At 69.7% G+C, this 13,717-nt stretch carries 13 protein-coding genes; 7 read left to right on the forward strand and 6 right to left on the reverse strand.

Annotated features, from left to right (window positions below; translation table 11 throughout):
- Nucleotides 1-5 precede the first annotated feature (5 nt).
- The 3 genes from ABZT93_RS01475 to ABZT93_RS01485 are packed head-to-tail and all read left to right on the forward strand — an operon-like array spanning nt 6 to nt 2,649.
- Nucleotides 6-1,346 (forward strand): UDP-glucose/GDP-mannose dehydrogenase family protein, encoded by a 1,341-nt coding sequence (locus ABZT93_RS01475; RefSeq protein ID WP_356097188.1) that lies wholly within the window; start codon nt 6-8, stop codon nt 1,344-1,346.
- The gene (locus ABZT93_RS01480; protein ID WP_356097191.1) at nt 1,343-2,113 is read left to right on the forward strand and encodes a polyprenol monophosphomannose synthase; all 771 of its coding nucleotides are present in this window, start codon (nt 1,343-1,345) and stop codon (nt 2,111-2,113) included. Before ABZT93_RS01475 ends, ABZT93_RS01480 begins: the two co-directional genes overlap by 4 nt.
- Before the next feature lie 8 nt (nt 2,114-2,121).
- Nucleotides 2,122-2,649 (forward strand): GtrA family protein, encoded by a 528-nt coding sequence (locus ABZT93_RS01485; RefSeq protein WP_356097194.1) that lies wholly within the window; start codon nt 2,122-2,124, stop codon nt 2,647-2,649.
- Between the two features lie 51 nt (nt 2,650-2,700).
- Here the strand turns inward: ABZT93_RS01485 and ABZT93_RS01490 are convergent, their stop codons facing one another.
- Nucleotides 2,701-3,591 (reverse strand): hypothetical protein, encoded by an 891-nt coding sequence (locus ABZT93_RS01490; RefSeq protein WP_356097197.1) that lies wholly within the window; start codon nt 3,589-3,591, stop codon nt 2,701-2,703.
- Nucleotides 3,592-3,916: 325 nt separating this feature from the next.
- On the opposite strand from ABZT93_RS01490, the gene rplM reads away from it, so the two are divergent.
- The 3 genes from rplM (at nt 3,917) to glmM (ending at nt 6,473) form a co-directional block, all read left to right on the forward strand.
- Nucleotides 3,917-4,360, forward strand: a complete 444-nt coding sequence (gene rplM, locus ABZT93_RS01495) for a 50S ribosomal protein L13 (protein ID WP_356097200.1) — start codon at nt 3,917-3,919, stop codon at nt 4,358-4,360.
- 42 nt (nt 4,361-4,402) lie between these two features.
- Nucleotides 4,403-4,924, forward strand: coding sequence for a 30S ribosomal protein S9 (rpsI, locus tag ABZT93_RS01500; RefSeq protein ID WP_031038459.1), 522 nt, complete (start codon nt 4,403-4,405; stop codon nt 4,922-4,924).
- A gap of 190 nt (nt 4,925-5,114) precedes the next feature.
- On the forward strand, nt 5,115-6,473 hold the full coding sequence (gene glmM / locus ABZT93_RS01505) for a phosphoglucosamine mutase (protein ID WP_356097203.1): 1,359 nt from the start codon (nt 5,115-5,117) through the stop codon (nt 6,471-6,473).
- A 28-nt stretch (nt 6,474-6,501) separates the two neighbouring features.
- Here glmM and ABZT93_RS01510 read toward each other — a convergent pair whose 3' ends face one another.
- The 3 genes from ABZT93_RS01510 to ABZT93_RS01520 form a co-directional block, all read right to left on the reverse strand.
- Nucleotides 6,502-7,422 carry a DUF389 domain-containing protein gene (locus tag ABZT93_RS01510; RefSeq protein WP_356097206.1) on the reverse strand — a complete coding sequence of 307 codons (921 nt, stop codon included), beginning with the start codon at nt 7,420-7,422 and terminating at the stop codon, nt 6,502-6,504.
- Nucleotides 7,423-7,448: 26 nt separating this feature from the next.
- Complete coding sequence (gene coaA, locus ABZT93_RS01515) at nt 7,449-8,417, reverse strand: type I pantothenate kinase (RefSeq protein ID WP_356097209.1); 969 nt, start codon at nt 8,415-8,417, stop codon at nt 7,449-7,451.
- 132 nt (nt 8,418-8,549) lie between these two features.
- Nucleotides 8,550-8,813, reverse strand: a complete 264-nt coding sequence (locus ABZT93_RS01520; protein WP_356097212.1) for an HNH/ENDO VII family nuclease — start codon at nt 8,811-8,813, stop codon at nt 8,550-8,552.
- Between the two features lie 287 nt (nt 8,814-9,100).
- Between ABZT93_RS01520 and glmS the strand changes: the two genes are divergently transcribed.
- A complete protein-coding gene (gene glmS / locus ABZT93_RS01525; RefSeq protein ID WP_356097214.1) occupies nt 9,101-10,948 on the forward strand; it encodes a glutamine--fructose-6-phosphate transaminase (isomerizing) in 1,848 nt (615 codons plus the stop codon).
- Here glmS and ABZT93_RS01530 read toward each other — a convergent pair.
- On the reverse strand, nt 10,935-12,704 hold the full coding sequence (locus tag ABZT93_RS01530) for an insulinase family protein (protein ID WP_356097217.1): 1,770 nt from the start codon (nt 12,702-12,704) through the stop codon (nt 10,935-10,937). The genes glmS and ABZT93_RS01530 overlap by 14 nt on opposite strands.
- A gap of 17 nt (nt 12,705-12,721) precedes the next feature.
- On the reverse strand, nt 12,722-13,684 hold the full coding sequence (locus ABZT93_RS01535) for a hypothetical protein (protein ID WP_356097220.1): 963 nt from the start codon (nt 13,682-13,684) through the stop codon (nt 12,722-12,724).
- Nucleotides 13,685-13,717: the final 33 nt, after the last annotated feature.

The following is a 13,717-nucleotide window of genomic DNA, read 5'->3' on the forward strand; positions in this document are numbered from 1 at the left end:
GCTGGATGCGGCTCACAGTCATCGGCACCGGCTATCTCGGTGCCACCCACGCCGCCTGCATGGCGGAGCTGGGACACGAGGTGCTCGGGGTCGACGTGGACCCCGACAAGGTAGCCGCGCTCCAGGCGGGGCAGGTGCCGTTCCACGAACCGGGACTGCCGGAGCTGATCGCGAAGCACACGGTGAGCGGACGGCTCCGGTTCACCACCGACTACGCGGCGGCCGGCGCCTTCGGCGAGGTGCACTTCGTGTGTGTGGGCACCCCGCAAAGCAAGGGCTCCGAGGGCGCCGACCTGACCTACGTCGACGCGGCCTTCGCGGCGATCGCCGGGCACGCGGTCGAGGGGGCGCTGCTGGTCGGCAAGTCGACCGTGCCGGTGGGCACGGCGGAGCGGCTGGCGGCCGCGCACGAGCGGGTGGAGGTGGCCTGGAACCCGGAGTTCCTGCGCGAGGGCTTCGCCGTGGAGGACACACTCCGGCCGGACCGGCTGGTGTTCGGGGTGCGGTCTTCGCACGCGGAAACGATCCTCCGCCAGGTGTACGCCCCCGTCCTCGACGCCGGCACCCCGCTGGTCACCGCCGACTTCCCGACCGCCGAGCTGGTCAAGACGGCCGCCAACGCGTTCCTCGCCACCAAGATCTCCTTCATCAACGCGATGGCCGAGGTCTGCGAGGCCGCGGGCGGCGATGTAGAGGTCCTCGCCGAGGCGATCGGCCACGACGACCGGATCGGCAGGAAGTTTCTGCGCGCCGGCATCGGCTTCGGCGGCGGCTGTCTGCCCAAGGACATCCGGGCCTTCGCGCACCGCGCCGGGGAACTGGGGGTCTCGCTGGACTTCCTGCGGGAGGTCGACGCGATCAACATGCGCCGCCGCGACAAGCTTGTCGACGTGGCGCGCGAGCTGTGCGGGGGTTCGGTCCTGGGGGCCCGGATCGCCGTGCTCGGAGCGGCCTTCAAGCCCGACTCCGACGACATCCGTGACTCGCCCGCGCTGAACGTGGCCGCCCGGCTGCGTCTCGACGGTGCCGATGTCACGGTGTACGACCCCGAGGCGCTGGACAACGCCCGCAAGGCGTTCCCGCTCCTCGGCTACGCGCTGTCGGCCGAGGAGGCACTGGAAGGTGCCGATCTCGTGCTGCATCTCACCGAGTGGCCGCAGTTCCGGGAGATCGACCCGGAGCGGGCCGCGCGACTGGTGGCCCGCGCACGGATCGTGGACGGCCGGGGGGCGCTCGACGGGGAGCGCTGGGCCGCGGCGGGTTGGCACTTCCGGGCGCTGGGCAGACCCGCGCTCGCTGGGGAGAGGCCCGTTCAGGGCCTCTGGGGAGGGAAGAGAACGACATGACGAGCCTCGACAGATACCCGGACGTACGGGTCACGGTCGTGATGCCGACGTACAACGAGGCGGCGAACCTGCCCCGGATGGCCGAGCTGGTGCTCGGTCTGGACATCGACGGGCTGCATCTGAAGATCGTCGACGACTCCAGCCCGGACGGGACCGGCCGGATCGCCGAGGAGCTCGCCGAGAAGTACAACGCCGACCAGCCTGCCGGGCGGCGCCGGATGAGCGTGCTGCACCGGACCGAGAAGGACGGGCTCGGGCGTGCCTATGTCGCCGGCATGAGTGCCGCTCTGGACGAGGGCGCCGACTACGTGATCCAGATGGACGCCGACGGCAGCCACCCGGTGGAAGCGGTCCCACGGATGCTCGGTACGGCCGTGGCGTCCGGCGTCGGCCTGGTCGTCGGCAGCCGGTACGTCGAGGGCGGCTCGCTGGACGAGGAGTGGGGCAGGCACCGTGTCCTGCTGTCGCGATTCGCCAACCGGTACGCCCGGACCGTGCTCGGCACCAAGATCCGGGACATCACCGCCGGCTTCAACCTTTGGTCGGCGGCCACCCTGCGGGACATCGACCTCGCGACCCTGGACAGCGCCGGCTACAGCTTCCAGGTCGAGCTGAAGTTCAAGGCCGTCCGGGCCGGGCACAGCGCCGTGGAGATCCCGATCCGCTTCGAGGAGCGCACCGAGGGCGTCTCCAAGATGAGCCTCTCGACGCAGATCGAGTCGGCGGTGATGCCGGTACGGCTGCGACTGCGCAACCGACGGGGCTGAACGGGACGGTGAGCAGCGGACGTCACGCGCTTCCCTCCAGATTCGGGAAGCTGTACCGCGAGATCGCGAAGTTCGGCATGGTCGGTGCGTCGGGCTTCGTGGTCAACCTCGCGGTCTTCAACCTCATCAGGACCGTCACGGAGTGGCAGACCGTCCGGGCGAGCGTCCTGGCCACGGTCGTGGCCATCCTGAGCAACTACCTCGGCCTGCGGTACTTCGCCTACCGCAACCGGGACCAGGAGGACCGCAACAGCCGCAGGAAGGAGCTGACCCTCTTCCTGCTGTTCAGCGCGATCGGACTGGTCATCGAGAACTCGGTTCTCTATGCCACGACCTACGGGTTCGGCTGGGACGGCACGCTCGCCACCAACGTCAGCAAGTTCCTCGGCATCGGTGTGGCGACTCTCTTCCGCTTCTGGTCCTACCGCACCTGGGTCTTCAGGGCGGCCGGGAGCCGGCCGGCGGCCGACAGCCCGCCGGAACCCGTCGTGCCGTATCCCGAGCCCGTCCTGAGCGGCTCCTGGGAGCGGACCTGAACCGCGAGCGGACCTGAAGGAACCGGACCCGGCGCGCCTCGGCGCGCCGGGTCACTCGCTCGCAGCCGTGGAAGCCTGAGCCTCGCCGCGCCGGTGGATCTGGCGGAAGGTGAACTCGGCCAGGTTGTCGCCGATGCTGAAGACCGCGGTGTCCTTCTCCGTGACGTTCTTGCCGCTGGCGAAGCCGGCGATGGTGAAGTACGCGTAGCGGCCGTAGGAATTCGAGGTCGTGCGGCAGATCGCGGAGTTGCAGAAGGGCTTGACCGCGCCGCCCGAGAGCGACTTGACGATGTCCTTCTTGGTGTTGACCTGGCTCTTCGCCTTGGTCGCCTGGGCCTCGGTGTCGAAGACGGCCACGCCGACCGTCACCGAGACGCCGTCCTTGGTGTAGCTGACGCGCATGAACTGGGTGCAGCTGTTGCCGGTGAGGATCTTGCCGAGGCCGGCCTGGACGTTGTCGCCCGCCGCGCAGTTCTTCGTGTCGGAGGTCGTGCCCTTCTTGTACACGGTCGAGCCCATGGTCAGCTGGGTGCCCGGGAAGAGGATCCGGGCGCTGAGCGGGGCCGTGTCCTTGGCCTTGCTGGCGATGAAGTCCTTCGGGTCCAGCGGTGGCGGGGCGCTGGTCGGCGCGAACGACGGGGCGGTCCCGGTCGCGCTGGGGATCGCGGCGGCCGACAGCGAGGACGTCGGCTTGTTCGCCTCGTCGTCACCGCCGTCCGCCGACACCACGGCCATCGCCACCGCGGTGCCTATCGCGACCGTGGCGAGCGCGCCGCCCACGATGAAGAACAGCCGACGCCGTCTGTTGCGGATCTCGGAGGCCTCGGCGAGCGCGGCCCAGTCCGGAGTCTGCTCGCCCCCGCCGCTGCTCCACGGCTGCTGTGACTGCGGTTTCCAGGGATCCCACTGGGACGGGGGTCCCCCCTGCTGCCCAAAGCTCATGGGGCGCATCTTAGACGGGGGACGGGAGGTGCTGTCGGGCCTGTGGACACTGGCCTCGGGACCTTTCCGGCACCGGTGCACATCTCGGCCGCAGAGGCTTCCCGAGGGCCTCGTTTTGACCCGTCCGTGCGACCCCGGGTATCCTGCATCTTCGTTGTGTATTGGCTCGCTCGTTCTCACGCGAGAGGCCTTTACCTAGGTTCCCTGGAGCAGTTACCAGTGGGCGGCATACGGGCAGTGCCCCGGCCATTGTCGTCCCCAGCTGCACGATCGCTTCAGTGATGCCATGTCTCAGCACCCATCCACTGAAGAAGAAGGCTGCGAAGTGCGTACGTACAGCCCCAAGCCCGGCGATGTGACTCGCCAGTGGCACGTCATTGACGCTCAGGACGTCGTCCTGGGTCGTCTGGCTACCACTGCCGCGAACCTCCTCCGTGGCAAGCACAAGCCGACCTATGCCCCGCACATGGACATGGGCGACTTCGTCATCATCATCAACGCCGACAAGGTGCACCTGTCCGGCAACAAGCGGACCCAGAAGATGGCGTACCGCCACTCCGGCTACCCGGGTGGTCTGCGCTCCGTCCGCTACGACGAGCTCCTCGCGAAGAACCCCGAGAAGGCCATCGAGAAGGCCGTCAAGGGCATGATCCCCAAGAACAGCCTGGGCCGTCAGATGCTCACCAAGCTGAAGGTCTACTCGGGCGACCAGCACCCGCACGCTGCCCAGCAGCCGGTGCCGTTCGAGATCACCCAGGTCGCGCAGTAAGTCCGGCCACCCCCTAAGACTGAAGAGAATCTGAGGAGAATCGTGGCCGAGACCACCGTCGAGACGCCCGTCGAGGGCGAAGAGATCGTCGACATCGACAGCTACACCACCGAGTCCGAGGTCCCCGTCGAGGGCGAGTACACCTCGGAGTCGATGGCGTCCCGCTTCGGCGACCCGCAGCCGGCCGCCGGCCTGGGTCGTCGCAAGAACGCCATCGCCCGCGTCCGGATCGTCCCGGGCACCGGCAAGTGGAAGATCAACGGTCGCACCCTTGAGGACTACTTCCCCAACAAGGTGCACCAGCAGGAAGTCAACGAGCCCTTCAAGGTGCTCGAGCTCGAGGGCCGCTACGACGTCATCGCCCGCATCGCGGGTGGCGGCGTCTCCGGTCAGGCCGGTGCGCTCCGTCTCGGTGTCGCCCGCGCGCTGAACGAGGCCGACGTGGACAACAACCGCGGCGCCCTGAAGAAGGCCGGCTTCCTCCGCCGCGACGACCGTGCGGTCGAGCGCAAGAAGGCCGGTCTCAAGAAGGCCCGCAAGGCCCCGCAGTACAGCAAGCGTTAATCTTCGCTGCCTGTTCTGCTCGTACCTGCTCGTTCCTGCGAGTCAGCAGTACGTCCGTTCGCCCCGGCGGCACGTCACAGTGCCGCCGGGGCGTTCGTTTATCACAGCCTCAGGCGTATAACGGCACAAGACGCTCAAAGGCTCATGTGATCGGATGATCTCCGTAACTGACGCTTCCTCAGGAGGACAAGTGGGACGACTCTTCGGCACGGACGGCGTGCGCGGTGTCGCCAACGCGGATCTGACGGCCGAGATGGCGCTCGGTCTCTCCGTCGCGGCGGCGCACGTGCTGGCCGAGGCGGGTACGTTCCAGGGCCACCGGCCGACGGCCGTGGTCGGACGGGACCCGCGTGCGTCCGGGGAGTTCCTGGAGGCTGCCGTGGTCGCGGGCCTCGCGAGCGCCGGCGTGGACGTCCTGCGCGTCGGAGTGCTGCCCACGCCCGCGGTGGCGTATCTCACCGGCGTGCTCGGCGCCGACCTCGGCGTCATGCTCTCCGCCAGCCACAACGCCATGCCCGACAACGGCATCAAGTTCCTCGCGCGCGGCGGGCACAAGCTCGACGACGAGCTGGAGGAGCGCATCGAGGCCGTCTACGAGGAACACAAGGGTGGTGAGCCCTGGGAGCGGCCGACCGGCGGTGGCGTCGGCCGGGTCCGCGAGTACACCGAGGGCTTCGACAAGTACGTGGCCCACCTGATCGCCGTACTGCCGAACCGCCTCGACGGGCTGAAGATCGTCCTCGACGAGGCGCACGGCGCTGCCGCCCGGGTGTCGCCGGAGGCCTTCTCCCGGGCCGGCGCCGAGGTGATCACCATCGGTGCCCAGCCGGACGGGCTCAACATCAACGACGGCTGCGGCTCCACGCATCTCGACCTGTTGAAGGCCGCGGTCGTCGACCACGGGGCCGATTTCGGCATCGCGCACGACGGGGACGCGGACCGCTGCCTGGCCGTCGACCACACCGGTGAGGAGGTGGACGGCGACCAGATCATGGCCGTGCTCGCGCTGGCGATGAGAGACCGGTCGGCGCTGCGGTCCGACACCGTGGTCGCGACGGTCATGTCGAACCTGGGGTTCAAACTGGCGCTGGAGCGGGAGGGGCTTCGGCTCGTCCAGACCGCCGTCGGGGACCGGTATGTGCTCGAGGAGATGAAGGAGCACGGGTACGCCCTCGGTGGCGAGCAGTCCGGGCACGTCATCATCCTGGATCACGCCACGACCGGGGACGGGACGCTGACCGGGCTGATGCTGGCGGCGCGCGTCGCGGAGAGCGGACGGTCGCTGAAGGAGCTTGCCTCCGTGATGGAGCGGCTGCCGCAGGTGCTGATCAACGTCCCTGATGTGGATCGGTCCCGGGTCGCCACGTCCGGGGAGCTGGCCGCGGCGGTGGCTGAGGCCGAGGGTGAACTCGGGGCCACCGGGCGGGTGTTGCTGCGGCCGTCCGGTACCGAGCCGTTGGTGCGGGTGATGGTCGAGGCGGCGGACATCGATCAGGCCCGATCGGTGGCCGGGCGGCTGGCGGACGCGGTGAAGTCGGCGCTGGGCTGATTTCTGGGTGCCGGGTGGGGCCTGTGCGTCAGGTGCGTTTGCGCCAGGCCCACTTCTGGAGCAGCAGGGTCACCGTTCCCGCCAGGATGATGCCCAGGAGGTTCAGGAGGAGTTGTTCCGTCGATCCCCAGGTCTGTTCGGTGTCGCCGTAGCTGAGGGCCACCGCCGCGTTGGCGGCCGCAGGGACCGTGGTGACCGAGATGGCCACACCCACCAGGGCACCGGACTTCGCCGAGGTCAGGGAGAGGGTGCCGGCGGCGCCGGCCAGGACGGCGACGATGAAGGAGAAGGCGTCGGGGGCGTAGACGAAGCCGGTCTGGGGGCGGTCGGCCTCCAGCTGGTCCTTGCTGAACAGGTCCAGCGCGTCCATGAAGAGGCTGAAGCCCACCGTCACCACCATGGCCACGGCGAAGCCCACCAGGAGCGCGATCAGTGAGCGCAGGGCCAGGCGGGGGGCGCGCTGCACTATCGAGGTGGAGATGCCGGCGAGCGGGCCGAACTCCGGGCCCACGGCCATCGCGCCCACGATGAGGACCGCGTTGTCGAGCACCACACCGCAGGCCGCGATCATCGTGGCCAGGGTGATGAAGGCGAGGTAGGTGGCCGAGAGCGTCGACTCCTCGTGCGTGGCTTCCGTCAGGTGCTCCCACAGGACCGCGTCCGCCCCTTCGCCGGGAGCCTCCGCCTCGGCCTTGTCGGCGCGTTTCGACAGGGACAGGTCGATGTTCTCGACCGCGATGGAGCCGGTGTTGTCGAGGCCCAACCCCTGGAGTTCGGTGAGGAGTTCGTCGCCCGCCTCGCGGGCCACGTCGCACATCACGACATCGCCCGCCGGGTTGCGGGCGGCGCCCGGCACCACGACGAGGTGGGTGGTGCCGACCGTCTTCTCGATCAGTCGGACCACGTCGTCGGTCTGGTCGGCCGGGGTGATCAGACGCAGATGCAGCATGACGCCTTTCTAACAGGCGCGGGTTCTCAGAGCTTGCGGAGGCTGAGTTTGCGCACCTTGTGGTCCTGTCCCTTGCGGATGACGAGGGTGGCGCGGCCGCGGGTGGGGGCGATGTTCTCCACCAGGTTGGGCTTGTTGATGGTGCGCCACAGGGTGCGGGCGTAGTCGACGGCCTCCTCCTCGGAGACCTGGGTGTACTTCCTGAAGTACGAGTCCGGGTTCTGGAAGGCGGTCTGGCGCAGCTTCTTGAACCGGCTGAGGTACCAGCGCTCGATGTCCTCGGCGCTCGCGTCGACGTACACGCTGAAGTCGAAGTAGTCGGCGAGACCGACGCGGGTGCGGCCGTCCGTGCCGGGGAGGGCGGGCTGCAGGACGTTGAGGCCCTCGACGATCAGGATGTCGGGGCGGCGCACGGTGAGCCGCTGGTCCGGGACGATGTCGTAGATCAGGTGGGAGTAGACGGGGGCGGTGACCTCGTCCTTGCCCGCCTTGATGTCGGCGACGAAACGGGTCAGCGCCCGGCGGTCGTACGACTCCGGGAAGCCCTTGCGCGACATGAGCCCGCGGGCCTCCAGCTCCTTGGTCGGCAGCAGGAAGCCGTCGGTGGTGACCAGCTCCACGCGCGGGTGCTCGGGCCAACGGGACAGGAGGGCCTGGAGGAGTCGGGCCACGGTCGACTTCCCCACGGCGACGGAGCCCGCGACGCCTATGACGAACGGGGTGCCGGACTGTGAGCCCTGTTCGCCGAGGAAGGTGTTCAGGGCGCCCCTGAGGCCGTCCGTGGCGCCGACGTAGAGATTCAGCAGCCGGGACAGCGGGAGGTAGATGTCCCGCACCTCGTCGAGGTCGATGACGTCACCGAGGCCGCGCAGCTTCTCGACCTCTTCGGCGTTCAGCGGGAGGGGCGTCTTCTCGCGCAGCGCACTCCACTCTGAGCGGGTGAGATCGACGTAAGGAGTCGCCTCCGGCTTGTGCCGGTGGGCGCTCCGGGGCATCGGGGAGACCGGAGAGATCACAGTCCATTGTTAACGGAGTTTGAACGGGGTGGGGGGTGGGGTGGGTCACGTCGGGCTGTGAGGGACCACATCATCATGATCATGTCACTTGATCGCCTGCTCCGCCGCGGGTCAGCTCAGGTTCTGCCGGCACTCCGTGAGGGCGAACTCGCCGCAGCTGTCCGCGATCTTCTCCATGAGCCCGCCGTCAGGCACGCCCGGGTTCCAGGCGAGGACGGGGTACTCGCTGTCCTCGTCGGGCTGGGAGGTGGGGATCTTGGTGCCCGACTTCCAGTGCAGCTTGCCGTAGGCGTCGAAGTGCATCGCATCCGTGACCTCGGCGATCGGCCCGTCCTGAGTCTGCAGCGTGTGGTGGAGGTTCATGGGCTTGTCCACGAAGAGGAACGTCGCGACGTCAAAGGCGGCCCAGCCGCACCCCCCTTGGTGACCCTTTCCGTCTGGGGATCGACCGGTTGCGTTCCGAGGAACAGGGTCTCCCACTCCGGGCATCCGGCCTGCGTGGCGGGCAGGTCCAGGGCCGTGCAGAGGTAGACGTCGATCTCGACCTTGTGACGTTGCAGTTGTGGCGGAAGGGGATGGCTCGTTCTCGCCGGTGCCGAGATATCCGGATTCGGGCACGAAGTGCCGTGATCCGGCGCCTCTCGCACCCTAGGCTGCCGCGCATGTGCGGAATCGTGGGATACGTGGGGTCGCAGTCGGCGCTCGATGTCGTGATGGCCGGGCTGAAGCGGCTGGAGTACCGGGGGTACGACTCGGCAGGGGTCGCCGTGCTGGCGGACGGTGGGCTGGCGGCGGCGAAGAAGGCCGGGAAGCTGGTCAATCTGGAGAAGGAGCTGGTGGACCGGCCGTTGCCGACCGGGCTGACCGGCATCGGGCACACGCGGTGGGCCACGCACGGCGGGCCGACGGACGTCAACGCGCATCCTCATCTGGACAACGCGGGCCGGGTGTCGGTCGTCCACAACGGGATCATCGAGAACTTCGCCGTGCTGCGGGCCGAGTTGGAGGAGCGGGGGCACGAGCTCGCCTCCGAGACGGACACGGAGGTGGTGGCGCATCTGCTCGCCGAGGAGTTCTCCGCGACCGCCGACCTCGCGGAGGCCATGCGGCTGGTGTGCCGGCGGCTGGAGGGGGCGTTCACGCTGGTGGCGGTCCACGCGGACGAGCCGGACGTCGTCGTGGGCGCGCGCCGGAACTCGCCGCTGGTGGTGGGCGTGGGGGACGGGGAGGCGTTTCTGGCGTCGGACGTGGCGGCCTTCATCGCCCACACCCGCTCCGCGATCGAGCTCGGCCAGGACCAGGTCGTGGAGCTGCGCAGGGACGGCGTGACCGTCACCGGCTTCGACGGCCGCCCCGCCGACGTCCGCTCGTTCCACATCGACTGGGACGCCTCCGCCGCCGAGAAGGGCGGTTACGACTACTTCATGCTCAAGGAGATCGCCGAGCAGCCGAAGGCGGTCGCCGACACCCTGCTCGGCCGTATCGACGGGGCCGGTTCCCTCACGCTGGACGAGGTCCGGATCTCCGCCGGTGAGCTGCGGGAGGTCGACAAGGTCGTCATCGTGGCGTGCGGTACGGCCTTCCACGCGGGGATGATCGCCAAGTACGCCATCGAGCACTGGACCCGTATCCCCTGCGAGGTGGAGCTGGCGAGCGAGTTCCGCTACCGGGACCCGATCCTCGGACCGCGCTCCCTCGTGATCGCGATCTCCCAGTCCGGGGAGACCATGGACACGCTCATGGCGCTACGGCACGCCCGCGAACAGGGCTCCAAGGTCCTGGCGATCTGCAACACCAACGGGTCGACGATCCCCCGCGAGTCGGACGCCGTGCTGTACACGCACGCGGGGCCCGAGGTCGCCGTGGCGTCTACGAAGGCGTTCCTGACGCAGCTCGTGGCGTGTTACCTGGTGGCGCTGTACCTGGGGCAGGTGCGCGGCACCAAGTGGGGCGACGAGATCTCCGCCGTCATCCGGGACCTGTCGCACATCTCCGGTGAGGTCGAGCGAGTGCTGGAGACGATGGAGCCGGTGCGGGCGCTGGCGCGGTCACTGGCCGGCAAGAACACCGTGCTGTTCCTCGGGCGACACGTCGGTTATCCGGTCGCGCTGGAGGGCGCGCTGAAGCTCAAGGAACTCGCCTACATGCACGCCGAGGGCTTCGCGGCTGGGGAGTTGAAGCACGGGCCGATCGCGCTGATCGAGGAGGACCTGCCCGTGGTCGTGGTCGTGCCGTCGCCTCGGGGGCGGTCGGTGATCCACGACAAGATCGTGTCCAACATCCAGGAGATCCGGGCCCGGGGGGCGCGGACGATCGTGATCGCGGAGGAGGGGGACGAGGCGGTGGTGCCGTACGCCGACCACCTGATCCGGATCCCTGCCACGCCGACGCTGCTGCAGCCGCTGGTGGCGACCGTGCCGCTGCAGGTGTTCGCGTGTGAGCTGGCGACCGCCCGGGGCAACGAGGTGGACCAGCCCAGGAACCTGGCGAAGTCGGTCACTGTGGAGTAGCCGGCTGCCCGGTCCGGTACAGGTTGCGGGCGGCGCGGATCAGCAGGAACTCCAGCGCGAATCCGGCGACCGCGGCGAGTCCCAGCGGGGACGAGTCCTTGATCCCGTTGACGACAAGGGCGACGAGGAGGACGGGCCACAGCGTGGCCAGCGCGGTCACGAGGAGGAAGTGGCCCGTCACGCGTCCGGCCGGCTCCCGGCCTTCGGGCTGCTTGCGCCCGTCGGTCGGGGTCCGCGGGGCCGGGGCCGTTCCTTCGCGCGGCTGCGGTATCTCCGCCGCAGGACGGGCGGGCAGGGGGACGACCGCGGCCGCGGGAACGGCCTTGTCCAGTACGGCGATCCGCTCGGCCGTGACGTCCCCGTACAGGGTCGGCTCCACGGCCACCTGGAATCCGTCGAGCCCGGTCAGGCTCCGGGCCCCGTCGGGGCGGGTGGTCATCGCGGCGCAGGCGTCGTACCGCACGGTGACCAGGCCGCCCGGCGTCGACAGCGTCACGCCCGCCTCCCCGATGATCAGCGTGACGTCGTCGTCCTCCAGGGACGGGTGCAGGGTGCCGGAGACCCCGGACGCCGAGAAGTGCGGGGCGTGGGTGAGGCCCGCCCAGTCGGCGCCCCGGGCCGGTACCTGGAGCAGGCCGCCGTCCCAGGCCTCGCGGGCGACCGCGCGCAGATCTTCCACGTCGACCGCCTCCAGGTCCTCCCTGAGCTGCCCGGGACTCTGTATCCGGTGGCCGGTCAACAGACTGAGCGCGTACGACGGCAGCAGGGTCGCGCCGAGGTCGGGGACGTCGTAGCGCTTGAGCAACTTGCCGCGCGCGGAGTCCAGTTCGGCCTGCTCGATCCGGCCCGCGCGCAGCCTGGCGAAGGCGTCGACGAACCCGCCGACCGCCGCGTCCTGCTTCTGCGGCAGCGCGTCGGCGTACGCGGTGATGGTGGCGAAGTCGGCGTCGCGCGAGGAGTAGTCGGCCTCCGCCGAGTAGGAGTAGCCGCCCTTCTGGCGCAGGTCCTGGAACAGCGCGCGGCCCAGCACCTCGGCGAACACGGCGGCAGCGGTGGAGCGGCGCACGACGGAGGTGAAGACGAGGTGACCGTCCTCGCCGCGGAGATAGGCGGGCGTGACGGGGAGCGCGCTGGACGGGGCCGGGGTGGGGAAGCGGCGGCCGGCGGGCAGGGTGAGGTCCAGGCCGGCCGGAACACGGTCCGCGGTGAGGAACAGTGCGGCGTTGTCCCGGGTGAAGCGGGTCTCGGCCCAGTGGCGCACCTGGTCGGCCGTCAGGCTCCGGGTGCCGAGTTCGTCGTAGCTGGACAGGCCGTAGCCCTGGGCGCCGTAACGCCACAGCGGCATCAGGGACAGGGGGCCTTTCCCGCGGCTGCCCGCCTCCGTGCGCAGGATCTCCTTCTCCGTCTCCAGCCGCTCCATCGGGAGATCACGCAGGGCCGCGCAGACGCTGTTGAGGTACGTGACGACCTCGTCCTCGTCGCCCGTGACGTGGAAGAGGGTGTAGGTGTCGGCGGTGGCGCCGTTGTAGTGCAGGTCGGACAGGCCCAGGTGGTACAGGGCGAGGTGTTCGACGAGGTGGGTGATGCCGGAGGTGGGCAGGGTCTCGTCGGCGTGGCCCACCCGGAAGGCGAGACCGGCGGTGATCTCGCCGGGGCGTGGGGCGAAGAGGGTGGGGACGCCGTGGACGGTGGTGTGGCGGACGAGGCCGTCGAGGGCGTCGAGTTCCGGGGCGGTCGGGTGCTCGTGCGTGGTCATGTCGGGTGTCGTCTCCCTCAGAGCGTCGCCGACGCGGCGGTGCGGTACTCCGTGAACCGGGTCTTCCAGTCGGGCACGTTCCGCCAGAAGGACTCGGACACCGTGTCGCCCAGGGCGGCGAAGTGCCGGGCGGCGTCGCCGAGATGGCCGCCGAGGGAGAAGGCCAGGGCGAAGGTGCTGTGGCTGTCGGTCCAGTGCCAGTCGCGGTGGTGGTCGGGGTGCAGGACGGAGACGCGGGCGGCGTGGCGCAGTTCGTCGCGGACGGATGGGTCCCGTAGGTACTCCGCCGCCTCGGCACCTTCCAGATCGCTGAAGTGCTCGACGTGGGCCTGGGCGACCAGGACGCCGCCGTGCGATCCCTCCGGCGCGGCGTTCGCGCACTCCTGCGCGAAGGCGTGCGCGGCCTCCCACGAACCGCCCCACTCGGGGCAGAGCTGCTTCAGCAGGTGCGACTGCGCGCGGAAGCGGTGGGGGTGGTGCGGGTGGTGCTCCGCCAGCCGGTCGTAGCGGCGCCGGGCCTCGGACTGCCCCAGCTCCAGCCCGCGGGCGGTCGTCAGCCGGGCGGTCCACGCGGGGGCGTACGACGGCTGCTCCGCGCACACCTCGATCAGTAGCCGTTCCGCCTTGCGCAGCCAGTCATGGAACAGCTCGGCCTGGTCCCACGAGACGTCCTCGGCGCGACCGCGGCCGCGGGCACGCCGGCCGAGGTGGATGTACCGCTCGGCGAGGAGGGTGCGGGGGAGTGGGTCTGCGGGCTGGGCCTTCGCCGCCTTCTCCAGGAACCACTCGGTCCGGTCGACGCCGGCGAGGAGCGCTGCCGCGAAGGAGACGTCGGCGGGGGAGGTGATCTCCGCGAAGAACGCCTGCGTGGCCGCCCAGTCCCCGTCCCACGCCGCGGTGCGGAGCGGGGCGAGTTCGGGCACGGCGTCGAACGGGTCGGTCACCAGCGGTCTTGTCCCGTCGACAGTACTTTCGCCCATACGACGGTCCCCCTGGCCTTGTCGATACGCGGT

The sequence above is a fragment of the Streptomyces sp. NPDC005303 genome, from assembly GCF_040607335.1.
Lineage (GTDB): Bacteria > Actinomycetota > Actinomycetes > Streptomycetales > Streptomycetaceae > Streptomyces.

What these genes read in the sequence shown, in the direction of transcription:
- ABZT93_RS01475 (WP_356097188.1), top strand. Translation starts at nt 6, where the DNA reads ATGCGGCTCACAGTCATCGGCACCGGCTATCTCGGTGCCACCCACGCC.
- ABZT93_RS01530 (WP_356097217.1), bottom strand. Translation starts at nt 12,704, where the DNA reads ATGACCACGCACGAGCACCCGACCGCCCCGGAACTCGACGCCCTCGAC.
- ABZT93_RS01535 (WP_356097220.1), bottom strand. Translation starts at nt 13,684, where the DNA reads ATGGGCGAAAGTACTGTCGACGGGACAAGACCGCTGGTGACCGACCCG.
- ABZT93_RS01480 (WP_356097191.1), top strand. Translation starts at nt 1,343, where the DNA reads ATGACGAGCCTCGACAGATACCCGGACGTACGGGTCACGGTCGTGATG.
- ABZT93_RS01490 (WP_356097197.1), bottom strand. Translation starts at nt 3,591, where the DNA reads ATGAGCTTTGGGCAGCAGGGGGGACCCCCGTCCCAGTGGGATCCCTGG.
- ABZT93_RS01510 (WP_356097206.1), bottom strand. Translation starts at nt 7,422, where the DNA reads ATGCTGCATCTGCGTCTGATCACCCCGGCCGACCAGACCGACGACGTG.
- coaA (WP_356097209.1), bottom strand. Translation starts at nt 8,417, where the DNA reads ATGCCCCGGAGCGCCCACCGGCACAAGCCGGAGGCGACTCCTTACGTC.
- glmS (WP_356097214.1), top strand. Translation starts at nt 9,101, where the DNA reads ATGTGCGGAATCGTGGGATACGTGGGGTCGCAGTCGGCGCTCGATGTC.